Raw genomic sequence first — 24,499 nt, forward strand, 5'->3', positions numbered from 1 at the left:
GCGGCGGACGTGGCGAGCAGGGTGTTGTTGTCCTCGGTGGAGGTGGAGACGATGCCGGAGCCGCCGTTCAGCAGGGTGCGGCCGTCGGCCGTGGTCGTGGCGCTCTTGGTGGAGCTCTTGACGTCCGAGCCGGAGTTGGGCAGCCCGATGTACGGGAAGTAGCCGCCGAACTTCTGGTCGGCGTTGGAGTCCACCGCGTCGCCCAGGTCGTTCTTCTCGCCGAGCAGTTCGCCCTCGACGACCTGCAGCGCGATGTCCAGGACGTCGTCGGTCAGCCGGCGGCCGTTGGGGAAGCCGGCCTGGTCGCCGTCCAGGACGCCGAGGCGCTTGGGCTTGTCGGTCGGCTTGATCGAGGTGTTCAGGCGCAGCATCTCGGAGGCCTTGACGCCCTTGACCTGGTTGAGGTCGGGGACCCCGGTGAGGAAGACCTGTTCGAGGTCCTTGCGCGGGGCGTCCTGCGCCTTGATCTTGAAGATCTGCTCGATCAGCTTGGGCAGCTCCGGGTCGTCCACGTTGTCCAGGAACTGCGCGTCGTCCTTGGGCTCCGAGGCGTTGAACTTGTCCTTGTCCTTACGGGGATTGACAACCTCGTTGACGAGCGGCATGCCGAGCCGGGACACCTGCTTGTAGTCGCCGTAGGCGTCCGCGCGCTGGGTGGTGGACCATATGCCGATCACCGGCTGCTCATGGGACTCTTGCACCTGGTCGGTGGGCACCTGGAGGGCCAGGGACTGGACGTTGTAGCCCTTGAGCGTGTCGTTGCCGACCTCGGACAGGTCGCCGCCGTACAGCAGGTCGAAGACGCGCAGATCGGCGAAGAACGGGTCGTCGGCCTGGCCGGCGAAGGCCGTGGCGCCGCCGTACACCTTGCGCACCGCCTGGTCGCGCAGGGCCGCGTAGTCCGGCATGGACGCCTTGCCCACGTTCGAGGGGGCCACGACCAGATCGTCCGCGACCTTCGTGCGCTCGCCGGCCTTGCCGTGCCGCATCTTGATTTGCTCGATGTCGTACGTCTGGAAGAAGTTCAGGTCGTGGTCGTCGAGCGAGGTGACCGGGCCGGTGTTGTAGAGGAACGTGTCCTCGTTACGGACGTGGTCCTTGAAGGTCCAGCGGTAGACCAGGTCTTCCCGGGCGTCGCCGTCGTTGTCGATGCGCAGGTCGTACTGGGCGTCCTCGGCGAACTTGTAGAAGTTCGGGCCGCCCGCCGGGTCCTGGAACGGCAGGAAGTTCGCGATCAGCGTCGTCGTGTCCGCCTTGTCGGGGCTCACGAACGCGTAGACGTCGGTGGTGTCGTACTCCGGCTGGCCCGAGATCAGCGGCGCCTCCCGGTGGCTGGAGGCCTCTGCCTCCCCGGGCCCGAGCGTGGCCACACCGGCCACCGCGAGCCCTCCTGCGGCCAGCGCTCCGCCCACGAGCGCGGCCACACTCCTCTTGGTGATTGAGGTCATCTGGGTCGGTCCTTCGTACGTGTGGTGGACAGGCTGATGCCGGCTATTCGGAGCGGTCGGCCGACCGGATTGGTGGGTCGGTGGATTTTTTTTGGCGGCGTCGCGAAGCAACCGAAGACGGGGCAGCTGAGACGGATGGCAGGAAGCGGGGTTTGCCGCGTGAGTGTGGAGCAGACGGGAGAACGGGGACCGGTACGCGGGTGGGTGGGCGGACAGGGACGTGCAGGGGAGCGCGGGCGCGGCCCGGACGACCTGCTGCCGCTGGTCGCCGTCGGCGACCACCGTGCGTTCGAGGACCTGTACGGCATGGTCTCGGGGCCCGTGTACGGGCTGGTGCGGCGCGTGCTGCGGGACCCGGCGCAGTCCGAGGAGGTCGCGCAGGAGACGCTGTTGGAGGTCTGGCGCACCGCCGGGCGGTTCGACCCGCGCCGCGGCTCCGCGCTCGCCTGGATCCTCACCCTCGCCCACCGCCGCGCCGTGGACCGGGTCCGGTCCGCCCGCTCGGCGGCCGACCGTGAGGCGCGGGTCGGCGGGCAGGCGGAGGGCCCGGCCTTCGACCAGGTGGCGGAGGCGGTCGAGGGGCGTCTTGAGCGCGAGTGGGTGCGCGGCTGTCTGACCCGACTCACCGAACTGCAGCGGCAGTCGGTCACCCTCGCGTACTACGAGGGGTATTCCTACCGGGAGGTGGCGCATCGGCTGGCCGTACCGTTGGGGACGGTCAAGACGCGGATGCGGGACGGGCTGACGCGGCTGCGCGAGTGCTTGGGAGCAGCGGTATGACCTCCAACCGGCCCGCTGACCGGTCAACCGACCGACCATCTGACCGGTCAGGCGGAGCCCCGGCGTATCGGGGCGGCAGGGGGCGCAAGGCGCACGTCCTAGCGGGCGCGTACGCCCTCAACGCGCTGGACCCCAAGGAGCGCCGGCGGTACGAGCGGCATCTCGCCCGCTGCCCGGGGTGCGCCCAGGAAGTGCGCGATCTGGCGCAGGGCGCGGTACGGCTGGCGCGCGCGGTGGCCGCCCCGGCGCCGCCCCAGATGCGGCAGCGGGTGCTGGCGGCCGCCCAGGCCACCCCACAGGAGGCGTCCTCGGCGGCGGACGGCGGATATGCCGCGCCGCCCGCGCGCGCCGCCCACGCGGGCCGTTCAGGGCCCGGCGGGCGGCGGGCGCGCGGCGGGGGCTACCTCCGGCGCCCCGTGTTCGGTCTGCGGCTCGCCGGGGCCGTCGCCGCCCTGTCCCTGATCGCGGCCGCCGTGCTCGGCGTCGAACTGGTCCGCACTCGCGACCGGCTCGACCAGGAGCGCGGTGCGACGCGCGCCGTCGAGCAGGTCCTGTCGGCGCCGGACGCCCATGGGGTCAGCGGACGCGACGTCCAGGGGCGCGGTATCAACGCCGTCACCTCGCGCCGGCTCGGCGCCGCCGTGGTCACCGTCTCCGGGCTGCCGGCGCCGCCCGACGGGCGGACGTATCAGCTCTGGATGATCGACGCCGCGCCGGAAGGGTCGTCGGAAGGGTCGTCGGGAGGGGCGCCGGAAGGGTCCGCCACCCCCCGCTCGGCCGGTCTCCTGAAGGGCAGCGGGGAAGGGACGTCTCTGGTCACGGGCGGCTTCGGCGCGCATACCGAGCGCCTTGCGGTGACCTTGGAGCCGGACGGCGGATCGACCCGGCCCACCACGAATCCAGTCGTGCAACTCGCCCTTGGTGATCCATGATTCGCGATGGACGCGTCAACGCCCTTGACGCGGAGGTGAATCAGCGACCTGGGGTGCGTGGGTGACGGCTCGCCGAGGTAGGGTTACTCTGCCCGGGGCGGGTGCCCTCGACGGGTGGGGAGTGACATGGAGCAGATAACAGTACGCAGCAGGCCACGAGTGCCTGCCATCAACTGCGGGAGCGGGTCGACCAGCGCTCGGCTCGACCGCCATCTCGCGGTGTTGGGCGGCCCTGCCGTGCCGCAGCGGGAGGCCGAGGGCGCCACGGTGCTGATGCAGGAGCTGACCGCACGGGACCACGCGCGCACCGAGCGGAACAGGGGCGCCAGGGTGTCGCTGTTCGCGCCGCTGCGGAGGCTGCGCCGTTCGCTGTTCGGCAGCCGCCACTGAGCCTTTGGGCGTACTTGGCCCGGCCGGTTGGTTCCGGTCGGCCTGGTGAGCCCGAAAAGCCCGGTTGGCCCGGTTGGTCCATCCCCAGGGTCCGCCGTGGTCGTCTGCCGTCCGCTCCGCGACAGCTGTGTCGTCGTCCGCATCCCGGGCACGGAGATTCCGGCCCCGCTCCAGCCGGTGAGCCCGTGCCACGGTCGTTCTCCCGGGATGCGGACGACGACGCGCGCGGCACCTGTACGCACACGTCCTCGCCCCGGAGGCGTGTGCGTCGCCTTGAGCGCCCCGTCCGTACGGCATCCGCCTCCGGCTTCAGACCAGCGCGAACTGCCCGCCCGGGCCCTCCTCGTGATGGTCCAGCACGGACGCCGGGCGACGGGCCGCGTCCGGCACCGGCAGCACACCGGCCTCACCCAGCTCCGCCGGGCCCATGCGCGGCCCGGCCGCCAGCCGTTCGGCCAGCGCCCGCCGCGCCGGGCGCTCCTCGGCGAGCAGCGCCAGCACGGTGATCAGCTCCAGCAGCTCGGACGTCCACTCGCGCGGCCAGACCGCCGGGACGACGGCCTCCAGCGTGCCGGGCTCGCCACGGGCCGTACGGCGCTCGAACCAGGTCTCCAGGACCCGCGCCCCGCCCGCATGGAACTCCCATGCGCCGCGCGGCACCGGTGAGATCCGCCCCGCGCCGAGGTGCAGGGCCGCCTCGTCCGGGTCGTACGCCAGGGTCTCGGGCAGCCCGCGCTCGGGGAGCGCGGCGCGTACGTAGGGGCGCTGGCCGCCCGGCATGCGCGGGCGTTCGCTGCTGTGCGCCCCGCGGGTATGCAGCCACAGCGCCCGGCGGCCCAGTTCCACCCCCGCCTCCCAGGTTTCGGGGTCGGCGGTCAGCGGCACCGCGCACCCCTCCGGGCGGTGACCGGCGACCGCGGCGACCCAGGCCATGAAGTCCTCGGCCGCCACCGGCCGGGCGAGCTTGGCCGAGAGAAGGTCGAGCAGCCCCGGCGCCACGTTGGGCTCGCGGCCCCCGGGACGGCGGTAGAGGGGCCGGATCCGCCCGGGGCGGCCCGCGGGGGAGTAGCCGTCCGGCAGCAGCGCCGAGAACGTCAGCGTCGGACCCGGGTCAGGACCGGCCCCCTCGACGGCGTGCATCTGCCGCTCGTCGGCCACCCGCCACAACTCGGGCCGGGCGGCGTCGATCAGCCGGTGGTCGGGGATCAGCCACTGCTGGTCGTACGGCCCATGGGTCACTCGCACCGGCTCGGGGCAGGGCCCGCGCTCGCCCGCCAGCGGGGCGGTGGAGGTCCGCTGCCCGGGCAGCTGGGGCACGGCGGTGTGCAGCGTACGGGAGCGGGTCGGCCGGAACAGCGCCGCCCGCCCCGCCTCGTCACCGGCCCCGACCAGCCGCTCCCAGCGCGCCTTGAGCACCGCCGGATCCGGACCCATCACCCACGCCCGCCCGAGCCGCAGCGGCCCCACGGACCAGGGCATCAGATCCGCCAGCAGCGGTGCGTCGGCCCATACGGCCCGGTCGGCCTCGGTGGCCTGTGTCGCCGTCACACCGCAGCCCCTCCCCCGGCACGATCTCCCACTCCCACCCCGCATCGTATCCACGGCCCTGCCACCGCGCGCCGCGCACCGAGCGCGCCCCGGCGCGCCGTGCATGCGCCCGTTCAGCCGGCGGCGGTCACCGCGCCTCGACCGTGACCGTGAACGAGAAGCGGTCCCCCCGGTAGTGGATGCGGGCCACGTCGACCGCCCGGCCCGACTCGTCGTAGGTCACCCCCGTGTAGTGCAGGATCGGGCTGAGCAGCGGGACCCGTAGCAGCCGGGCCGTTTCCGGGTCGGCCAGACGGGCCTCGACGGTGTCCGTGATGCGGCTGATGCGGACGCCCACCGCGTCCCGCAGCACCTTGGTCATCGGCCAGCGCGCCAGGTCGGCCACGTCGATGCGCGTCGCGAGCTCCGGGCGGACGAAGTTCTCGGCCCAGTTGGTCGGCTCGCCGCCCGCCGCGTCGCTCCGCAGCCGCCGGTAGGAGACGGCCTCGCGCAGGCCCGGGAAGTGCTCGGCCAGCTCCGCCGGTACGGGGACTGGCCCGTGGCCGAGCACGGTGGTGCGCTCGCCGGACTGCTGGGCCACGATCGCGTCCACCGAGCCCAGCAGCCGGACCGGTGCGCCGCGCCGCGCGTTCGGCTCGATGAAGGTGCCGCGCCGGCGGTGGCGGCTGATGAGCCCTTCGGACTCCAGCTCCTTGAGGGCCTGCCGCATCGTCAGGACGCTGACCCCGTAGTGGGCGGCCAGGCGGTCCTCCGTGGGCAGGCGCAGCGGCTCGTGGGGGCCGCGGCCCAGTATGGAGGCCCGCAGCGACTGCGAGACCTGGTACCACAGCGGCAGCTTGCGGTTCAGGGTGAGGGAGTCGGGGGCGAAGGTGGTCACCGGAAGTGCCGCTCCAGGCCCTGCCAGACGTCGTCGTAACCCTGCTGGAGGTGGTCCGCCTCCCGCGCCTGCCGGGTGGCCGTCACCGGCCAGCGGGTCTCGAACATGAAGGCCAGCCCGTCGTCGACCTTCCGCGGCGTCAGCTCCGCGGCGCTCGCCCGCTCGAAGGTCTCCCGGTCGGGGCCGTGCGCGGACATCATGTTGTGCAGCGAGCCGCCCCCGGGCACGAAGCCCCCCTTGCCGGCGGTCTTGGCGTCGTACGCGCCCTCGATCAGGCCCATGTACTCGCTCATCACATTGCGGTGGAAGTACGGCGGCCGGAAGGTGTCCTCGCCGACCAGCCAGCGCGGCGCGAAGACGACGAAGTCGACGTTCGCCAGGCCGGGGGTGTCCGAGGGCGAGGTGAGGACCGTGAAGATCGACGGGTCCGGGTGGTCGTAGCTGATGGAGCCGAGCACATTGAAGCGGCGCAGGTCGTACACGTACGGGACGTGGTTGCCGTGCCAGGCGACGACGTCCAGCGGGGAGTGGTCGTACGTCGCGGACCACAGGTTGCCGCAGAACTTGTTGACCACCTCCACCGGCCCGTCGATGTCGTCGTACGCCGCGACCGGGGCCAGGAAGTCCCGCGCGCCCGCCAGCCCGTTGGCGCCGATCGGGCCGAGGTCGGGGAGGACGAAGGGGCGGCCGTGGTTCTCGCAGACGTAGCCGCGCACGGCGGGGTCGAGCGGTTCGACCCGGAAGCGCACACCGCGCGGCACCAGCGCCATATGCCCCGGTTCGGCGCGCAGCCGGCCGAACTCGGTGTGCAGCAGCAGCCCGCCCTCCTGGGGCACGATCAGCAGCTCGCCGTCGGCGTCGCCGAACACCCGGTCGACCATGGGCGCGTTCGCGGCGTAGAGATGGATCGCCATACCGGAGCGGCGCGTGGCGTCGCCGTTGCCGCCGAGCGTCCACAGGCCGGCCAGGAAGTCGGTGCCCGGCGCGGGCTCGGGCAGCGGATCCCAGCGCAGCCGGTTGGGGTCCGGGGCGCACTCGGTGAACGGCGCGCCGCGCAGTGCGCCATTGTCCACCCGGACGAACGGCGGGTGCGCGGCGGACGGGCGGATGCGGTACAGCCAGGAGCGGCGGTTATGGGCGCGCGGCTCGGTGAAGGCGGTGCCGCTCAGCTGCTCCGCGTACAGCCCGAGCGGGGCGCGCTGGGGGGAGTTGCGGCCGATGGGCAGCGCGCCGGCGATGGCCTCGCTGCTGTGCTCATTGCCGAAACCGGGGGAGTACACCAGCCCTTCGGCCGTCTTGCGCGCCCGCTCGATGTCCGTACCGCCGCTCATCGTCCGGCTCCCGCCACTTGGTCATTCGGCGTTTCGATTCCTCATGCGATTCCTATGTATGACCATAGGAATCGAAACCGAGTGCGTCAATGATCGGGCAGGATGGTGGCGTGCCCATACCGCCCCTCCGCCGCGCCCCCGTCCAGCGCCGCAGCGCCGAGCGCCTCGGCCGGATCCTCGACGCCTGCGCCGAACTCCTCGACGAGACCGGCTACGAGGACCTCAGCACCCGTGCTGTCGCCGAGCGCGCCGGCGTGCCCATCGGCTCCGTCTACCGCTTCTTCTCCAACAAGCGGGCGATGGCCGAGGCCCTGGCCCACCGCAATCTCGACCAGTACGCCGCGCGCATCACCGAGCGCCTGGCGAAGCCGGGTACGGACGGCGGGGGCTGGCGGGAGGCCATGGATGTGGTGGTCGACGAGTATCTGGCGATGAAGCGCGGGGCGCCGGGCTTCGCGCTGGTCGAGTTCGGCATGCCGGTGCCCGTGACCGCCCCGCCCGAGCAGCCCAACCACCTGGTCGCTGACCGGCTGCGCGGGCTGCTGGGCGAGCGGCTGGGTCTTGAGGAGTCCGGCGAGGCGGGGGAGCGGGTGCGGGTGGCGTTCCTGCTCGCCGTCGAGACGGCGGACGCGCTGCTGCGGCTGGCGTTCCGTGTCCACCCGGAGGGCGACCCGGTGATCGTGGCCGAGACCAAGGAGCTGCTGCGCTCGTATCTGGCGGGGGTGCTCGACTGAACGCCCGCCCTCCCCCACATGCGTACCAGTCGGTAGGGTGAGAAGCCGTCGCGTCACCGTTGCCGCCGCCGTCCCCAGGAGGGACCGATGAGCCGTACCGCTCTGCGCATCTGCCCGCTGTGCGAGGCCACCTGCGGGCTGACCCTGACCATCGAGGAGGGCCGGGTCACCAGGGCGCGCGGGGACGGTGCCGATGTCTTCAGCCACGGCTTCATCTGCCCCAAGGGCGCGTCGTTCGGCCAGCTCGACGCGGACCCGGACCGGCTGCGCCGGCCGCTGGTGCGGCGCGGCGGGCGGTTGGAGCCGGCGGGCTGGGACGAGGCGTTCGCCGCGGTGGAGGCCGGGCTGCGGCCGCTGATCGAGCGGTACGGGCCGCAGGCGGCGGCCATATTCCTCGGCAACCCGAACGTCCACACCATGGCCGGCGGGCTGTATCCGCCACTGCTGCTCGGCGCGCTCGGCACCCGAAACGTCTTCACCGCCAGCACCCTCGACCAGATGCCCAAGCACGTCTCCAGCGGGCTGCTCTTCGGCGACGCCAACGCCATCCCGGTGCCCGATCTGGACCGCACCGACCACCTGCTGATCATCGGCGCCAACCCGCTGGACTCGGGCGGCAGCCTGTGCACCGCCCCCGATTTCCCCGGGCGGCTTCGGGCCCTGCGGCGGCGCGGCGGACGGCTCACCGTGGTCGACCCGCGCCGCACCCGTACGGCCGAGGCCGCCGACCGGCATCTGGCCATCCGGCCCGGTACGGACGCGCTGCTGCTGTTCGCGGTGGTGCAGGTGCTGTTCGCCGAGGACCTGGTGGCACCGGGGCCCGTCGGCGAACCGGTGACGGGCGCGGACGAGGTGCGGCGGCTCGCGGCGGACTTCCCGCCCGAGGCGGTGGCCGCGGCCTGCGATGTACCCGCTGAGGAGATCCGTACGCTCGCCCGTGAGCTGGCCGCCGCGCCGCGCGCCGTCGTGTACGGGCGGATCGGCTCCACCACCGTCGAGTTCGGCACCCTCACCAGCTGGCTGGTCGATGTGGTGAACACCCTCACCGGCAACCTCGACCGGCCCGGCGGGGCCATGTTCCCGCTCTCCGCCACCGGCAGGGCGCCGCGCCCGCCGCGCCCCGGGAAGGGGTTCGCGCTCGGCCGCTGGCGCAGCAGGGTGAGCGGGCACCCCGAGGCGAAGGGCGAGCTGCCCGCGGCCGCGCTGGCCGAGGAAATCGAGACGCCGGGGGAGGAGCAGGTCAGGGCGTTGATCGTGATAGCGGGCAACCCCGTGCTCTCCGCGCCGGACGGCGACCGGCTGGACCGGGCGCTGGCCGGGCTCGACTTCATGGTGAGCGTGGACCCGTATCTGAACGAGACCTCGCGCCGTGCGCACGTCGTCCTGCCGCCGCCCCCGCCCAGCCAGAGCCCCCACTTCGACTTCGCCTTCAACACCCTCGCCGTCCGCAACCAGGTCCGCTACAGCCGCCCCGCCGTCCCGCTGGACGCGGACCGGCTGAGCGAGTCCGAGATCCTGGCGCGGCTGGTGCTGTGCGCGGGCGGGCACGGCGGCGCCGACCCGGCGGCCGTGGACGCCATGGCGATCGACGCGGCCCTCGGCAAAGCCGTGGCCGACCCCGGGTCGCCGGTGTACGGACGCTACCGGGGAGAGCTCGCCGCCCATCTGACCGGGGTCGGCGGCGACGAGCGGCGGCTGGACATGATGCTGCGGCTCGGCCCGTACGGCGACGGCTTCGGCGCCGACCCCGACGGGCTGACCCTGGCCAAGGTGCTGGCCCACCCCCACGGCATCGACCTGGGGCCGCTGCGCCCCCAACTGCCCGGCCTGCTCAGGACCCGCAGCGGCACCGTCGAGCTGTGCCCGGAGCCGATGGCCGCCGAGGTGGAGCGGTTGCGCCGGGCGCTGGGCGGGCGCGCGGATGGGCTGCTGCTGCTGGTCGGCCGGCGCCATCTGCGCTCCAACAACAGCTGGATGCACAACATCCCCGCGCTGGTCGGCGGCAGCAACCGCTGCACCCTCCAGCTGCACCCCGAGGACGCGGCCCGGCTGGGCGTGGCCGACGGCGGTCTGGTGCGGGTCAAGGGGGACGGCGGGGAGCTGGAGGCGCCGGTGGAGGTGACGGACGCGGTACGGACCGGGGTGGTCAGCCTGCCGCACGGCTGGGGGCACGACCGGCCCGGCACCCGGATGTCGGTCGCGGCGGCGCACGCCGGGGTGAACGTCAATCAGCTCAACGACGGCTCCCGCCTCGATCCGCTGTCCGGCACCGCGGTGCTCAACGGCTGTCCGGTGCAGCTCACGGTGGTCAATCCGCCCGCCACACCCAGCTAACCCGGCTGACCTGGGGTTTTGCGCTTATTGCTCACGCGTCAAGACCTTGTTAACGGAAAGTTGCGGCACCTAACGTCACCTCGTCCGCCAGTTCTGGGGGAGTTCAAAGGTGAACGTGAGGTAGCCAAATATGCTGACAATCCTCGGATTCGTCATGATCGCCACCTTCTTGGTGTTGATCATGATGAAGAAGATGACCCCGATGGGCGCGCTGGTGCTCATCCCGGCGCTCTTCTGCGTCATCGTCGGGAAGGGGGCGCACCTGGGGGACTATGTCCTGAAGGGCGTCGGTGACCTCGCGCCCACCGCGGCCATGCTGATGTTCGCCATCATCTACTTCGGGGTGATGATCGACGTCGGCCTCTTCGACCCGATCGTCCGGGTCATCCTGCGGTTCTGCAAGGCCGACCCGATGCGGGTGGTCGTCGGCACCGCCGTACTCGCCGCGATTGTCTCGCTCGACGGCGACGGCTCCACCACCTTCATGATCACCGTGTCGGCCATGGTGCCGCTGTACCGGCGGCTGAAGATGAGCCTGGTGGTCATGACCGGTGTCGCCGCCATGGCCAACGGTGTGATGAACACGCTCCCCTGGGGCGGCCCCACCGCCCGCGCCGCCGCCGCGCTCAAGCTGGACGCCAGCGACATCTTCGTTCCGATGATCCCGGCCCTCGCCGCCGGTCTGCTCTTCGTCTTCGCCCTCGCCTACGGCCTCGGCCTGCGCGAGCGCAAGCGCCTGGGGACGCTGACCCTCGAGGACGTCACCGCCGACCCCGAGACGGTGCTGGTCGGCGCCGGTTCCGGTGCCGGTTCCGGTGCCAAGGGTCGTAAGGGCAAGAAGGCCACCGGCGGTGCGGGCGGCGGCACCGACGCCGAGGCGCCCGAGACGCATGGGGCGGCCGGGGCGGCCGAGGACGGCGACGACGAGCACCAGGGGCTCGACCCCAACCGGGCCACCCTGCGCCCCAAGCTGTACTGGTTCAACGCGGCCCTCACCATCGGGCTGCTGACCATGATGATCCGCGAGGACCTGCCGATCCCGGTCCTGTTCCTGCTCGGCGCCGCCATCGCGCTCACCGTCAACTTCCCGCGCGTCGCCGACCAGAGGGCCCGTATCGCGGCCCACTCCGAGAACGTCGTCAACGTCTCCGGCATGGTCTTCGCCGCCGCCGTCTTCACCGGTGTGCTCACCGGCACCGGCATGGTCGAGCACATGGCCCGCTGGCTGGTCGACGGGATCCCGGACGGAATGGGCCCGCACATGGGCCTGGTCACCGGCATCCTGTCCATCCCGCTGACCTACTTCATGTCCAACGACGGCTTCTACTTCGGCATCGTGCCGATCCTCGCCGAGGCCGGCGCCGCCCACGGGGTCGACTCGGTCGAGATCGCCCGCGCCTCCCTGGTCGGACAGGCCCTGCACATGTCCAGCCCGCTGGTCCCGGCCGTCTACGTCCTGGTCGGTATGGCGAAGGTCGAGTTCGGCGACCACACCCGCTTCGTGGTGAAGTGGGCGGCGCTCACCTCACTGGTGGTGCTCGGCGCCGGTCTGCTGTTCGGCATCATCTGACCTGTGAAGATACGAGAGCCCGGTAGGGGCTGGCTGCTGCGCCTGGTCATCGCCTTCGCCTTCGCGCAGGGGGCGGTGAGCATGGCGCGGCCCGCCGTCTCCTACCGGGCTCTCGCGCTGGGCGCCGACGCCCGGGCGGTCGGCGTGATCGCCGGCGTCTACGCTTTGCTGCCGCTGTTCGCCGCCGTACCGCTGGGGCGCCGCACCGATCACGGGCGCTGCGCCCCGCTGCTGCCCATCGGGGTCGCGCTGATCGCGACCGGCTGTGCGCTCAGCGGCCGGGCCGGATCGCTGCTGGAGATGGCCCTCTGGAGCGGGGTGATGGGCCTGGGCCATCTGTCCTTTGTGATCGGCGCCCAGTCCCTGGTGGCCCGGCAGAGCGCCCCCGAGGACCAGGACCGCAACTTCGGCCACTTCACCATCGGCGCCTCCCTCGGCCAGCTCATCGGCCCCATCGCCGCCGGCCAGGTGGTCTCCGAGCACGCGGACGCCCTGGCCAGGACCAGCGCGGCCGCGCTCTTCGTATCCGCCGTCGTCGCGGCCTTCGCGGTCACGTCCCTGTGGCGCATCGAGCACCGCACACCGACGGCGGACGGTACGCGGACCGGGGCGTCATCCGAGGTTGGCAGGGCGTCCGGCCGGGTCTCCGTGGCCGGCATCCTGCGCACCCGGGGCGTGGCCTCCGGCATCTTCATCAGCCTCGCCGTGCTCTCCGCCACCGACATCCTCACCGCCTACCTCCCCGTCGTCGGCGAACAGCGGTCCATCGCGCCCGCGGTCATCGGCCTGCTGCTGAGCGTGCGGGCCGCCGCCACCGTCGCCTGCCGGCTCGTGATGACCCCGATGATCCGGCTGATGGGCCGCACGGTCCTGATGGCCGTCAGCTGCCTGGGGGCCGGGCTGCTGTGCGTGGCGCTCGCCCTGCCGGTGCCCGCCTGGGGGCTCGGGATCCTGCTGGCCGCGCTCGGCTTCTGCCTCGGCGTCGGCCAGCCGCTGTCGATGACCACCGTCGTCCAGGCCGCCCCGGACGGCGCCCGCTCCACCGCCCTGGCGCTGCGGCTGACCGGCAACCGCCTCGGCCAGGTCGCCGCCCCCGCCGCCGCGGGCCTGCTGGCGGGGCTCGCGGGAACCGCGGCGCCCTTTGTGATGCTCGGCGTGCTGCTGCTCGCCTCCGCGGGCGTCGCGATACGCCCCGTACGCTCCGCGGGGCGCGGCACCCCACCCGCCCCGCCGGAGGCGCCTGCGCCCCGTACGGAGCCCTCGGCCGAGGCACGCGGCGCGCGCCCGCCCGTCTGAGAGCCTGTCGGGTGGCCGGTTGATTACGCCGAGCATGGGCCGCTGAGGGCCTCGGAGTTGTCGCACCGGCACACACCACGTGATCATTCCGGGGCCGTCGCCGTGCCCGGAGGGCAGATCGCGACCGTCACGCATCGCGCATGACCAGCCACCCGACACGCTCCTAGAGGAAGACGCGCGCCACCTCCAGCCACTTCTGTGCGTCCTCGCCGGTCGCCGTCATGCGGGTCTCGGACCAGGGGCGACGCCGGGTGACACACAGGCAGAAGTCCATGGCGCTGCCCTGTACCCGTTGCGCGGCAGCCTCGGGGCCCCACACCCAGGTCCGTCCGTCAGAAGCTGTCAGCTCGACGCGAAAGGGGTCCGCCGGCTCGGGCAGTCCGACGGCGGCGAAGGACAGCGCCCGTCCCAACACCCCCAGCGAAGCCACGTGCTGCAGTCGATCCGTCGGGCGGCGCTCCACGCCCACCGCATCGAAGACGTCCTGCCCGTGTGCCCAGGTTTCCATCAGACGAAGGGGCACCATGAGGGCCGGGGTCACCTTCGACATGTACCAGGGGAATGCGTGATCCCATGGCGTGTCGCGCAGTGCCGCCGCCAGTTCCGCTCGACCGGCCCGCCACTCGTCCAGGAGTACCGACCGCGGTTTGGCCGCTCCCTCGGCGGCGGCCTTGTCGGCGTACCCGCTGCCTTCGGCTTCCGCCCGCCCGAGCTCGGCGCCGAACGCGTCCGGAGTGCGTAAGGCGCTGAGTACGTTCGCGTCCGCCCACGCGAGATGGGCTATCTGGTGGGCGACCGTCCAGCCCGGTGCCGGTGTCGGTTTTGACCAGTCGTCCACTGCCCTGACCAGGACGTCGAGCTCATCGCCCTCAGCCACCAGGGCGGCCAGGACACCGGCGTCATCCACACCGGGGACGGCGAGGTTGTAGTTCAGCATGTGCGCCATGGTGACACTTCTCCCTGACCGGCGGCGAAGGCGACGTGTGCGGGCAGACTCCGATGTCGCCGGAGTCTGCCCACTCGGTGGTGGGGCTCGTCGCACCACGGACCGCCGCGCTTCCTCGACGGCGGCTTGAGCCTCCTGAGCTGTCGGAGCCGCCCGAGTGAGGCTAAGCGCTTGCTCACCGGCATGTAGGGTGTCCGCCATGGATGCGGAGGCGAAGAACACCGAGGGCACCCCCGAGGCGTGGCGCGACGTCACCCCGGACGCGGCCCGGCGGCTGATGACCGCCGCGGTGCACGCCTTCGCCGAGCGCGGCTACCACGCCACCACCACCCGCGATATCGCGGGCCGCGCCGGTATGAGCCCCGCTGCGCTCTATATCCACTACAAGACCAAGGAAGAGCTGCTCTACCAGATCAGCAAGGTCGGCCACCGCTTCGCCCTCGACATCCTCGAGGGGGCCAGGGACGGCGCCGGCACCCCTGCCGAACGGCTCGCCCACGCCGTACGCGCCTTCGTCCGCTGGCACGCCGAGCACCACACCACCGCCCGCGTGGTCCAGTACGAGCTCGGCGCGCTCGCCGAGGACCACGCCGCCGAGATCACCGCGATGCGGCGGGCCTCGGACGGCGCGGTGCGCGCGATCGTCGAGGACGGGGTGAAGGCAGGCGACTTCGACGTCGCCGACGTTCGCGGCACCGCCGTCGCCGTCCTGTCGCTGTGCATCGACGTAGCCCGCTGGTTCAACCCCCACGGCCGCAGCACCCCCGACGAGGTCGGCGAGCTCTACGCCGGGCTGGCGCTGCGCATGGTGGGCGCGGCGGGGTAGGCCCTGACATCAGGGCTTCCCTGGCGTCAGCCGTCCGCCGCGCGCAGCAGGTCGGCGATCGCCTGGAGGACGGCCTCCGGGTCGGGGTGGCCGGAACAGCGAACAAGTCCAGTTGCCCGGGCGTCGCCGTCTGCTACGAAGAGGCCGGGAGGAACGCAAGCCGATCTTCTGGGCAGCACGTCAATGGCGGCGAGCGGTCAGTAGCCAAGCCACGTCGACGAAGGCGATTGCACCCCAAACCCAGCAGACGACCGTGGCGCCGGTCGGCGCCCATGCTGTAGCGAGGGCGCCCAGACTGATCGTGCCCAGTACCACCCCTGCACTGCGCCTGGTGGCCAGTGCGGCACGGAGGGGACCCGGCTCGGCCAGGCGGTCCGCCAGATACGCGTCGAATGCTTCGGCGACCTGGTCGTCGATGTCGTCGCGCATCCGGGCATTCAGTGAGTCAGACACGGGTGGCCCCCTCCGACCCAATAGACGTCCAAGCGGTAGCCGCCACCTGCGGTATGTCTGCAGTCGCGAGCGCCCTCTTGATCATTTCCTTCTGCATCCCGCCCCCGAGTGTTCGGCCCATCCGTGGGCCGTCATGCCTTCCACCGTAGCCCCTGCAGAGATGTTCTGCAAAAAATCTCTGCAATCACTGCAGAGACTCTCTGCAGTAGGGTGGCCGCATGGCTGAGCGTCCCGAGACACGAGTGCTTACCGGCCCGGACCTCAAGGCATTCTCCAAGGCGCTGTCCAACCCGGTGCGCCGCGACATCCTGAGCTACCTCGGCGAGCATGGTGAAGCGAACTCCACCAGCGTCGCCAAGGCGCTTGGCGAGAGCACCGGCACGACCAGTTACCACCTGCGCAAGCTCGCCGATCTCAAGCTGATCGCCGAGATCGAGGAGCGGTCCAACGGCCGGGAACGCTGGTGGAAATCGCTTATGACGGACATCTTCACGCCCCCGGGGCTGGCGATGACAGCCGACGAGCGCGAGGCCGCGCTGGAGATCGGTGCGCTCAAGATGACGCAGGACCTGAACCTGGTCGTCAAGGCGTACGCCGGCTATGACACCTCGGCGGGCTGGAATCAGATCTACCGCTCTGGCGTGTGGATGACGAAGGATCAGATAGCGGCGTTCGCCGAGGAGTACCAGACCTTGCTGCACAAGTACGTGACGGAGCCAGGCAACCGCCCCCCCGACTCTCGCCGCATGGCCGTACGCATGGTCATGCTGCCTGACGAGGGTTCTGGTTTCGCCCTGCCCGCGGAGGCGGACGGGCGTTAAGAGGGTGTCCGATCTAAGTCGATCGCCCCTTATGCTCGAAGGGCCGTCCAGTAACCGTCGCTGCGCCGTGTAGCTCCGGTTCGGTTGACAGGCGGGCATGGTCAGGAATCCACGTGCCCCCAGCTTGCGAGCTGTGGCAGCTTGTGGGCATGCCAGAGCTGCGTATTCACGAGGGCCGTTACTACGCGATCCAGGCCAGGATCCACGGTCCGGGCGGCCTGAACCGCCTCGGTCCTCGCCCTCGTGCGCCGCAGCCGGGGGCTGGGCGTAGGCGCCACCGTTGGGTGGCGCCTACGCCCAGCACTGGGTGTCAAGATCCCTTGATCAGCCGGGCACGCTCTAGCGTATGTACAGCCAGTACTTCGTCGCGGCGGTGGAGACGTACTCGCACTTGTACTCGTTGAAGCCCTCACGCTGGTACTGCTGTCCGGCGTCCACGCAAGCGGCCTTGGTGGCATAGGTCTTCACCAGCAGCCACGACGCTGTTGAGGTTGCCTGGGCGGGGGCGCTGACGGCGGTGGCTGCCAGTAGGGCGGCACCCAGGGTGAGAACTGCTGAACGCTTACGCATCACAATCTCCCTCCGTTTGTCTTTCAACCTGCGAAGTAACACAGGGGGAGCTTGATTAATACGCCAGGCGGAACGCAAGCCTCCATCATCAGGATCAAGCAAAGAGCTTGTAACAGGATCTTGCTGAAGTTCCCTGGTCGAGCGTGACCGGTGTGATGATCCTGCCGTTTGCGGCCGATCACATGCGCACCGGGCTCGTCACCGACGCGCTGGCCGAATGGCGAACAGAGATCTCTCCCGCCGCATAGCGCCGTTCCGTGTTGCTGAGGCGACACCCGGACCACGGCAAGAGGGGCGCTTACGCAGGGAAGGGGCGGGCATGACGCGCGCTACCTACCGGTTCCGTGAGTTCACGGTCCGGCCCGATCCCGGCCGGAATCGGAACCGACCACGTCCACTATGCGGTGCGCGAGGTGCGAGGAGAGCGGACCGACGACCCGAGTATCCCGATCCCGCCCCGCCCCGGAACCACTGTCAAGTAGACCGGCCAGCGGGAGTGTCCCCCGACCTGGTCCAGCCCTCCTGGTAATACCGGCCCTCTGAAGCGGCCTCCGTCGTCCCCGATTGGTTCCCCCGAGTCGGACGGCGGGGGGTTTCCCAGGGCCCTATCCCGCGCGGCGCGCGGTGGTGAGCCACAGGGCGGCCCCCAGCCGGACGCCGTCCGGGGACGCGTACGGCTCCAGCGCCTCGGTGAGTACGTGCCGGGCGCGCTCGCGGGCCGGGTGGTCGGCCGAGGCCAGCGCCGTGCGCAGGGCGCCCGTGCCCGCCATGAACTCCACCGCGTCCAGGGGCGTGTCCCCGACCCGCAGCGACACCTCCACCGCCTCCACCGCGACCCCCGTGAAGCCCGCGCCGGCCAGCAGTGCACGCACCCGGGCGGGGTCGCTCAGCGAGAACGCCTGCCCCTCGCCCGAGGGTTCCGTACCGCGCAGCGCCAGGGCCGGGACCCGTGCGAACTCGCTGTTCCGGGGGTGCTGCCAGCTGAGGAAGGCCAGCCGGGCGCCGGGGCGCAGAGCGGCGGCCAGATTGCCGAACGCCGCGGGCGGATCGGCGAAGACATGCATACCGAGCCGGCTGACCAGGGCGTCGTGGGAGGCGGGCGGGAAGGCGTACGTCTGCGCGTCGGCCCGCAGGAACCTCGCGTTCCGTATGCCCTCGTCGTCGGCCAGGAGCGTGGCGCGCTCCAGCATCGGACCGGACAGGTCCACCCCCAGCGCCTCGCCCCCGGCGGCCCGCGCGGCCGCCGCCCGCGTAGTGGCCCCGCAGCCGCAGCCGACATCGAGCACCCGGTCCCCGGGCGCGAGGGCGGCGGCGTCGAGCAGCGGTGCCGTCAGCGGCTCCAGCATCGCGTCGTACCGGGGCTGCGACAGTGCCCAGTGGCGTCCCTCGTCGCCGTTCCAGGTCTCGTACTGCTCGTGATTGGCGATTTCCGTCGTCATACGATCAGCGTTGGGCTTGAACCTGGGATCAAGTCAACCGGAAAGGACGGGCGATGGCGCAGTGGACGATCGGGCAGCTGGCGGCGGCGACCGGCGTGCCCACCTCGAAGATCCGCTACTGGGAGCGCAAGGGCCTGCTGCCCGCGCCGGAACGCAGCGGCGGCCAGCGGCGCTACGCCCCGCAGGCAGCCTCGCGGATCGCCCGGCTGAGGCTGTGCCAGGAGGTCGGCTTCACGCTCGAAGAGATCGCGACCATGGACGAGCACCGCGCCTCAAGCCCTGACCTGTGGCGCGACCTGGTCCGCGCCAAGCTGGCCGACATCGAACGGCAGCGCGCCGAACTCGACCGCAGGAGCGAGCGGCTGGCCGGCGTGCTGAGCTGTGCCCACGCCGACCTGCCGGAGTGCCCGCACTTCCAGGAGCATGTGCGGGACTATCTCGCCGCGCGGCGGTGATTCCGCGCGGCACGGCTCAGAGGTAGTAGCGCGCCACGGACTCTGCCACGCACACCGGCTTCTGTCCGCCCTCGCGCTCCACGGTCACCACCAGCGTCACCTGCATACCGCCGTCGGCCACCTCGGTCACCTCCGCCAGCCGTCCCGTGGCGCGCAGCCGTGAGTCGACCGGGACGGGGGAGGGGAAGCGGACCTTGTTCACGCCGTAGTTGATCCCCATGCGCACCCCCTCGACCGTCAGCAACTGCGGGGTGAACGCGGGCAGCAGGGAGAGCGTCAGATAGCCGTGGGCGATCGTCGTGCCGAAGGGGCCCGCGGCTGCCTTCTCCGGGTCCACGTGGATCCACTGATGGTCGCCGGTCGCCTCGGCGAACAGGTCGATCCGCTTCTGGTCGATCTCCAGCCAGTCGCTGGGGCCGAGGTCTTCCCCGACCGCCGAACGCAGCTCTTCGGGTGAGGTGAAGATCCTTGGCTCTGCCATGTCACGGCCTCCCTGGCATCCGACCACTAAGCGACTGCTCAGCATGGACGGGTGGGCGCCACCTGTCAACGAGCCACCGCCGTGGCGCCCGACGCGGCGGCGCGCCGGCCCGCGCGGCGGCGCGCCCGCCGGTTTCCGACGGGCGCGCCTCAGATCTTGGTCATGGCTGTGTCATACGGTGGCGTACCGCCTATGGGGCCGGGCGGACGCGGTGGCTGAGGTGGATGCGGCGGAGTGGCCGGACTTCGGGGCGCGGCCGGACCTGGTGTGGCGGGCGGCGGCCAGTGCCTCGGGGGTGAGCACCGGTGCGGGGACGACGATGCCGCAGGGGCCGCACATCGGCCCCTCCCACGGGTAGCGGCCCAGGTTGTCGTGCCAGGTCAGCCGGTCCTGTGTGCAGACCGGGCAGGTCGAGGCCGGCCCCGACTCCATTGCGAGGATCAGCCGGCGCAGCACCTCCGCCAGCCGGTCGTCGGGGTGGGCCGACGGGCTTTCGCAGGGCATGATGTGGTTTCCGCCCCAGGTGTGCAGATGCCAGTCGTCCACGGTGCTCGGCTGGCGGATGCCGTGGTGCTTCTCCTGCCGGCGCCGGGCCGCGAAGTCCGCCTCGTACGCGAGCCACAGGGCCCGCGCCTCCTCCAGCTCCTCCAGCGCCGTGATCAGTCGTGCCGGTTCGGGGTGACGGTCCTCCAGGGCGATCCCGGCCCGGGAGCACAGATGGTGCCACGTCGCTCGATGCCCGTACGGCGCGAACCGTTCGAGGCATTTGCGCAGCGAGGTGCGGCGCGCGGTGATGTGCCTGCGTGGGTTGCGGACGTCTCGTGCGAGTGCTCTGAAACCGGCCATCTCTTTCCACCTCCGCGGGTGCGGACCCGACTCGTTGTCGAATGGACGTAACGGAGCGCGATCCGGATCCATTCGATTCCGGAAATCCGCAAGGAAGTTGGATTTCAGGGAAAGGTGACGGCTGCTCATCTTCCGGGCCGGTCATACCGCCGGTAACCTCCCGTCCCAACGGCACCCGGGAGGAGCGTATATGCGACGACGAACCGGCAAGCTCACCTGTACCGCGATCGCCACCACGGCCGTACTGGCCCTAGGCGCCGCGCTCGCGGGGCCGCTCCCGCAGCGGGCGCAGGCGGCGCCGGCCGCCGCGGCCGTCACCGACTACTGCCAGAGCCAGTGCTCGGACATCCTGCCGCCGGGCCAGAACGGCAACGCCACGCTCGCCGAGATCCTCGCCAACCGCGCGTTCGGCACCCACCCCGAGCACAGCACCGACCAGCTCGGCCCCTACAACAACCTGGTCGGCGGGTATCCGACGCTCACCGATGACAAGCTGACCGACTTCTTCAACGACTCGTCGTTCGGGGTGCCCGCCGACCAGGTCGCCTCGGTCACCAAGCCCCGCGACGATGTGACGATCACCCGCGACAAGAAGACCGGGGTGCCCCATATCGAGGGCACCACCCGCGAGGGCACCGAGTTCGGCGCCGGATACGCCGCCGGCCAGGACCGGCTGTGGCTGATGGACCTCTTCCGGCATGTCGGCCGCGGTGAGCTGACCTCCTTCGCCGGCGGCGCCGAGGCCAACCAGGGCCTGGAGCAGAGCTTCTTCAGCCAGGCGCCGTACAAGGAGGAGGACTACCAGGCCCAGATCGACTACATCCTCGCCACCCAGGGCGAGCGCGGCAGACAGGCGCTGGCCGACGCCCAGTCGTACGTGGACGGCATCAACGCCTACCGCAAACAGGCGAAGGACGGCCGCTACTTCCCCGGCGAGTACGTCCTCACCGGCAAGATCGACGCGATCACCAACGTGGGCGAGATCGAGCCGTTCAAGCTCACCGATCTGATCGCCCTCGCCTCCGTCGTCGGCGCCCTGTTCGGCAACGGCGGCGGGGGAGAGGTGGAGTCGGCGCTGTCGCTGCTCGCCGCCCAGCAGAAGTACGGCATCGCCGAGGGCACCAAGGTGTGGGAGTCCTTCCGGGAGCGCGACGACCCCGAGGCCGCGCTGACCGTGCACGACGGCACCAGCTTCCCGTACGCGGGCAAACCGGCGAACGCCAAGGGCACCGCCCTGCCCGACCCCGGTTCGCTCACTCCCGAACAGCTGGTCTACGACAAGACCGGCAGCGCCAAGACCGGGGCGACGCAGCAGGTCGAGGCCTCGAAGAAACTGGAGGCCCTGCGCGGTATCTACGACAACGGCGTGCTGCCCCGCGATCTGTTCAGCCGCAAGCACGGCATGTCCAACGCGCTCCTGGTCTCCGGCAAGTACACCGCGAGCGGCCATCCCGTCGCCGTCTTCGGCCCGCAGACCGGCTACTTCGCCCCGCAGCTGCTGATGCTCCAGGAGCTCCAGGGCCCGGGCATCAGCGCCCGCGGCGCCTCCTTCGCGGGCGTGGGGATGTACATCCAGCTGGGCCGCGGCCAGGACTACGCCTGGAGCGCCACCACTTCCGCCCAGGACGTCACCGACACCTTCGCCGTCGAGCTGTGCACGCCGGACGGGTCTGCTCCCACGAAGGACTCGACGTACTACCGCTACCACGGCTCCTGCCTGCCGATGGAGAAGATCGAGCGCCGAAACGCGTGGAAGCCGACCCTCGCCGACTCCACCGCCGAAGGCTCGTACCGGATGCAGGTCTACCGCACCAAGTACGGGCTGGTGACCCATCGCGCGACGGTCGACGGCAAACCCGTCGCCTACACCCTGCTGCGCGCCAGCTACCGCCACGAGGCCGACTCCATCGTCGGCTTCCAGATGCTCAACGACCCCGGCTATGTGAAGGACGCCAAGTCCTTCCAGAGCGCCGCGCAGCACATCAACTACACCTTCAACTGGTTCTACGCCGACTCCCGGCAGACCGCCTACTACAACAGCGGGCTGAACCTGGTCCGGGCGGCGGACGTGGACCCCTCGCTTCCGATCAAGGGCGAGGCGGCGTACGAGTGGCGGGACTTCGACCCGACGGTCAACACCGCCGCCTACGCCCCGGCCGCCCAGCACCCCCAGTCCATCGACCAGGACTACTACGTCAGCTGGAACAACCGGCAGGCCAAGGGCTACACCGCGGCCGGCTTCGGCAACGGCTCGGTGCACCGCGGCAACCTCCTCGACGACCGGGTGCGCGCCCTGGTGAAGAAGGGCGGGGTGACCCGCGCGGCCCTCACCCGCGCCATGGCCGAGGCCGCCGTCACCGACCTGCGCGGCGAGGACGTGCTGCCGGAGCTGCTGAAGGTCCTGCGCAGCGCGCCGGTCACCGATCCGCAGGCGGCCAAGGCCGTGCAGCAGCTGGAGTCCTGGCAGACGGCGGGCGCCCAGCGCCGTGAGACATCCGCCGGTTCGCACACCTATGGACACGCCGACGCCGTACGGATCATGGACGCTTGGTGGCCGCTTCTGGTGGAGGCCGAGTTCAAACCTCAGCTGGGCACCGATCTGTACGATGCGCTGCGCGCCAATCTGACCGTCGACGAGGCGCCCTCGGCCGGCCACGGCCCCACCGGATCGCACGCCGGGTCCTCCTTCCAGTACGGCTGGTGGTCCTACGTCGACAAGGACCTGCGCGCGGTTCTCGGCGAGGATGTCCAGGGCCCGCTCGCCAGGAAGTACTGCGGCGCCGGCGACCTGTCCGCGTGCCGTGACGCCCTCCTGACCAGCCTGAAGCAGGCCGCGGCCAAACCCGCCACCGAGGTCTACCCCGGCGACGCCAACTGCTCGGCGGGCGACCAGTGGTGCGCCGACTCGATCATCCAGCGCCCGCTGGGCGGCGTCACCCACGACAAGGTGCACTGGCAGAACCGGCCGACGTACCAGCAGGTCGTGGAGTTCCCGACGCACCGCTGACGGCATCACACCCCAACCTCGCGCCGCGGCGGGCCGGCACAACGGCCCGCCGCGGCGCCGGTGTGTCGGCCCTGTCCCATCCGCCCCGCCCTTGTCCGCTGCCGTCGTCGTCAGCGGCTGCGGGAATTGCTGAATCCCCGCGCGGAATGCGGTCGGCCGAATTCCCGAATACAAATCGCAAGAAAATCAACGCTGTTCTCCGGATCAGTTTGCCGGGGCCCATTGGACTATGCTGCGAAGCCGGAATTCGTAAGCTCGGAGCGGAAGGCCGGCATGCCCTTAAACTCCCGGTGGCAGTACCCCACGGCACTGCTCGACACCACGATGGACCAGCTCCGCACGCTGCTCGCGGTCCACGAGGCGGGTACCGCACTGGGCGCGGCCCGGCTGCTGGGGCGGGAACAGTCCAGCGTTCAGAAACAACTCGACACCATGAACCGGAACTTCGGCGCGCTGTGCGGTGAACCGCTCGTACTCAAGCGCGGCCGGAGCCGTGACGTGCTCTTCACCCCCACAGGGGAAGCCCTGGCCAAACTCGCGCGCGGCACGCTGCAGGACTGGCTGGACTCGGTGCACGGCTGCCGCCGCCGGCTCGGCAGCCGGCTGAACGTGGGCTCCACCCGCTACACCCTCGGCTTTCTGCTGGGCGCCGTGGAACTGGTGACCGAGGACTTCGAGAGCCGTGGCGTGGAGCTCAAGGTCGAGCATGTGCGCACCCGCGATCTGCTGGACCGGCTCGGCTCCAAGGAACTCGACCTGGTCTGTGGCTCCGTGCTGACCACCGGGGACGGGGACAGCCGGCTGGACGGCTTCGAGGTGATGGAGTGGCGGCGCAGCGGGCTCTCCCTGGTGACCAACCTCTCCGAGGACGAACTGCCGGGCCCCGGGCTCTCGGTCCGCGAACTCCCCGGACTGCCGCTCGCGGTCTCCGCCGACGGCCTGATACCCGGCTTTCTGCGCGGCTGGTTCGGCGCCCGCTACCGCCAGGAGCTGCATATCGCGGCCGAGATCGACACCGTGCAGTACGGCCTGGAACTTCTCTCCTCGGGCGTGCTGCGCGGCTGTGTGCTGGTGACCCAGGGGATCGGCGAAGCGGTCGCCGACGGGCGGCTGCAGAGCGGCGCGGGGCTGCGGACGCTCCAGCTGGCGGATGACCTCGGGCCGGATCTGGCCGTGCTGGTCGGGGTGTTCGTACGCGGTGGAGAGCGCACCGCATGGGACGCCGCCCACCCGCTCAACGTCCTGTGGGACGCCCTGGCGGGCGAGAACGCCCGCTGGCGGAGCGTGATGAAGAAGCCGGGCGAGGTCGGGGAGGGCCAGTAGCGCGTCTCTCCCGCACCCCGTCGTGCCCCTTCCGTTTACACATACCGACTGGTTAGTCTGCCGAGCAGCTGAGCGACGCGGCTGAGCGACGC

The 24,499-nt window shown here is 71.2% G+C and carries 22 protein-coding genes; 12 read left to right on the plus strand and 10 right to left on the minus strand.

The annotated features are described in order from the left end of the window. Positions 1 to 1,448: DUF4331 domain-containing protein (locus tag CCN51_RS15185; RefSeq protein ID WP_086859641.1), on the minus strand; the 1,448-nt coding region annotated here is incomplete at its 3' end. A 204-nt stretch (positions 1,449 to 1,652) separates the two neighbouring features. Between CCN51_RS15185 and CCN51_RS15190 the strand changes: the two genes are divergently transcribed. The 3 genes from CCN51_RS15190 (at position 1,653) to CCN51_RS15200 (ending at position 3,550) form a co-directional block, all read left to right on the plus strand. Continuing rightward, positions 1,653 to 2,228, plus strand: coding sequence for a sigma-70 family RNA polymerase sigma factor (locus CCN51_RS15190; RefSeq protein ID WP_055414044.1), 576 nt, complete (start codon positions 1,653 to 1,655; stop codon positions 2,226 to 2,228). Next, complete coding sequence (locus tag CCN51_RS15195; protein WP_078610709.1) at positions 2,225 to 3,160, plus strand: anti-sigma factor; 936 nt, start codon at positions 2,225 to 2,227, stop codon at positions 3,158 to 3,160. The genes CCN51_RS15190 and CCN51_RS15195 overlap by 4 nt, the downstream gene beginning before the upstream one ends. A 126-nt stretch (positions 3,161 to 3,286) precedes the next feature. Continuing rightward, positions 3,287 to 3,550, plus strand: coding sequence for a hypothetical protein (locus CCN51_RS15200; protein ID WP_043487934.1), 264 nt, complete (start codon positions 3,287 to 3,289; stop codon positions 3,548 to 3,550). Positions 3,551 to 3,859: 309 nt separating this feature from the next. Here the strand turns inward: CCN51_RS15200 and CCN51_RS15205 are convergent, their stop codons facing one another. From CCN51_RS15205 to hmgA, 3 genes are all read right to left on the minus strand, one after another. Then, entirely contained in the window at positions 3,860 to 5,098 is a 1,239-nt protein-coding gene (locus CCN51_RS15205) for a type ISP restriction/modification enzyme (protein ID WP_014180929.1), read from the minus strand. Between the two features lie 127 nt (positions 5,099 to 5,225). Then, entirely contained in the window at positions 5,226 to 5,975 is a 750-nt protein-coding gene (locus CCN51_RS15210) for a GntR family transcriptional regulator (protein WP_014180930.1), read from the minus strand. Beyond that, positions 5,972 to 7,306: a homogentisate 1,2-dioxygenase gene (gene hmgA, locus CCN51_RS15215; protein ID WP_014180931.1), complete on the minus strand. Its 1,335-nt coding sequence runs from the start codon at positions 7,304 to 7,306 to the stop codon at positions 5,972 to 5,974. The genes CCN51_RS15210 and hmgA overlap by 4 nt, the downstream gene beginning before the upstream one ends. Before the next feature lie 89 nt (positions 7,307 to 7,395). Between hmgA and CCN51_RS15220 the strand changes: the two genes are divergently transcribed. From CCN51_RS15220 to CCN51_RS15235, 4 genes are all read left to right on the plus strand, one after another. Next, complete coding sequence (locus CCN51_RS15220) at positions 7,396 to 8,040, plus strand: TetR/AcrR family transcriptional regulator (RefSeq protein ID WP_014180932.1); 645 nt, start codon at positions 7,396 to 7,398, stop codon at positions 8,038 to 8,040. 87 nt (positions 8,041 to 8,127) lie between these two features. Further along, a complete protein-coding gene (locus tag CCN51_RS15225) occupies positions 8,128 to 10,374 on the plus strand; it encodes a molybdopterin oxidoreductase family protein (protein WP_014180933.1) in 2,247 nt (748 codons plus the stop codon). A gap of 130 nt (positions 10,375 to 10,504) precedes the next feature. Further along, complete coding sequence (locus tag CCN51_RS15230; protein ID WP_014180934.1) at positions 10,505 to 11,944, plus strand: CitMHS family transporter; 1,440 nt, start codon at positions 10,505 to 10,507, stop codon at positions 11,942 to 11,944. A gap of 3 nt (positions 11,945 to 11,947) precedes the next feature. Beyond that, the gene (locus CCN51_RS15235; protein ID WP_014180935.1) at positions 11,948 to 13,240 is read left to right on the plus strand and encodes an MFS transporter; all 1,293 of its coding nucleotides are present in this window, start codon (positions 11,948 to 11,950) and stop codon (positions 13,238 to 13,240) included. Between the two features lie 163 nt (positions 13,241 to 13,403). On the opposite strand, the gene CCN51_RS15240 is transcribed toward CCN51_RS15235, so the two are convergent. Beyond that, a complete protein-coding gene (locus tag CCN51_RS15240) occupies positions 13,404 to 14,186 on the minus strand; it encodes a TIGR03084 family metal-binding protein (protein WP_014180936.1) in 783 nt (260 codons plus the stop codon). A 199-nt stretch (positions 14,187 to 14,385) separates the two neighbouring features. Here CCN51_RS15240 and CCN51_RS15245 point away from each other — a divergent pair, with 199 nt between their 5' ends. After that, the gene (locus tag CCN51_RS15245) at positions 14,386 to 15,012 is read left to right on the plus strand and encodes a TetR/AcrR family transcriptional regulator (protein ID WP_014180937.1); all 627 of its coding nucleotides are present in this window, start codon (positions 14,386 to 14,388) and stop codon (positions 15,010 to 15,012) included. A gap of 180 nt (positions 15,013 to 15,192) precedes the next feature. On the opposite strand, the gene CCN51_RS15250 is transcribed toward CCN51_RS15245, so the two are convergent. Further along, positions 15,193 to 15,465 (minus strand): hypothetical protein, encoded by a 273-nt coding sequence (locus CCN51_RS15250; protein WP_106436464.1) that lies wholly within the window; start codon positions 15,463 to 15,465, stop codon positions 15,193 to 15,195. A 218-nt stretch (positions 15,466 to 15,683) separates the two neighbouring features. On the opposite strand from CCN51_RS15250, the gene CCN51_RS15255 reads away from it, so the two are divergent. Beyond that, positions 15,684 to 16,286 carry an ArsR/SmtB family transcription factor gene (locus CCN51_RS15255; protein WP_043487938.1) on the plus strand — a complete coding sequence of 201 codons (603 nt, stop codon included), beginning with the start codon at positions 15,684 to 15,686 and terminating at the stop codon, positions 16,284 to 16,286. Between the two features lie 339 nt (positions 16,287 to 16,625). On the opposite strand, the gene CCN51_RS15260 is transcribed toward CCN51_RS15255, so the two are convergent. Together CCN51_RS15260 and CCN51_RS15265 are read right to left on the minus strand one after the other, a co-directional pair. After that, the gene (locus CCN51_RS15260) at positions 16,626 to 16,856 is read right to left on the minus strand and encodes a hypothetical protein (protein WP_014180940.1); all 231 of its coding nucleotides are present in this window, start codon (positions 16,854 to 16,856) and stop codon (positions 16,626 to 16,628) included. A gap of 605 nt (positions 16,857 to 17,461) precedes the next feature. Beyond that, positions 17,462 to 18,295 (minus strand): class I SAM-dependent methyltransferase, encoded by an 834-nt coding sequence (locus CCN51_RS15265; RefSeq protein ID WP_014180942.1) that lies wholly within the window; start codon positions 18,293 to 18,295, stop codon positions 17,462 to 17,464. Between the two features lie 53 nt (positions 18,296 to 18,348). Here CCN51_RS15265 and CCN51_RS15270 point away from each other — a divergent pair, with 53 nt between their 5' ends. After that, the gene (locus tag CCN51_RS15270) at positions 18,349 to 18,750 is read left to right on the plus strand and encodes a MerR family transcriptional regulator (RefSeq protein WP_014180943.1); all 402 of its coding nucleotides are present in this window, start codon (positions 18,349 to 18,351) and stop codon (positions 18,748 to 18,750) included. 16 nt (positions 18,751 to 18,766) lie between these two features. On the opposite strand, the gene CCN51_RS15275 is transcribed toward CCN51_RS15270, so the two are convergent. Together CCN51_RS15275 and CCN51_RS15280 are read right to left on the minus strand one after the other, a co-directional pair. Next, positions 18,767 to 19,231, minus strand: a complete 465-nt coding sequence (locus CCN51_RS15275) for a MaoC family dehydratase (RefSeq protein ID WP_014180944.1) — start codon at positions 19,229 to 19,231, stop codon at positions 18,767 to 18,769. Between the two features lie 171 nt (positions 19,232 to 19,402). Beyond that, a complete protein-coding gene (locus tag CCN51_RS15280) occupies positions 19,403 to 20,077 on the minus strand; it encodes a hypothetical protein (protein WP_014180945.1) in 675 nt (224 codons plus the stop codon). A 190-nt stretch (positions 20,078 to 20,267) separates the two neighbouring features. On the opposite strand from CCN51_RS15280, the gene CCN51_RS15285 reads away from it, so the two are divergent. Together CCN51_RS15285 and CCN51_RS15290 are read left to right on the plus strand one after the other, a co-directional pair. Then, positions 20,268 to 23,084 carry a penicillin acylase family protein gene (locus tag CCN51_RS15285; protein WP_014180946.1) on the plus strand — a complete coding sequence of 939 codons (2,817 nt, stop codon included), beginning with the start codon at positions 20,268 to 20,270 and terminating at the stop codon, positions 23,082 to 23,084. A gap of 273 nt (positions 23,085 to 23,357) precedes the next feature. Then, positions 23,358 to 24,407 carry a LysR family transcriptional regulator gene (locus tag CCN51_RS15290; protein ID WP_014180947.1) on the plus strand — a complete coding sequence of 350 codons (1,050 nt, stop codon included), beginning with the start codon at positions 23,358 to 23,360 and terminating at the stop codon, positions 24,405 to 24,407. Positions 24,408 to 24,499 lie beyond the last annotated feature (92 nt).

Source organism: Streptomyces milbemycinicus, from assembly GCF_002154605.1.
Lineage (GTDB): Bacteria > Actinomycetota > Actinomycetes > Streptomycetales > Streptomycetaceae > Streptomyces > Streptomyces milbemycinicus.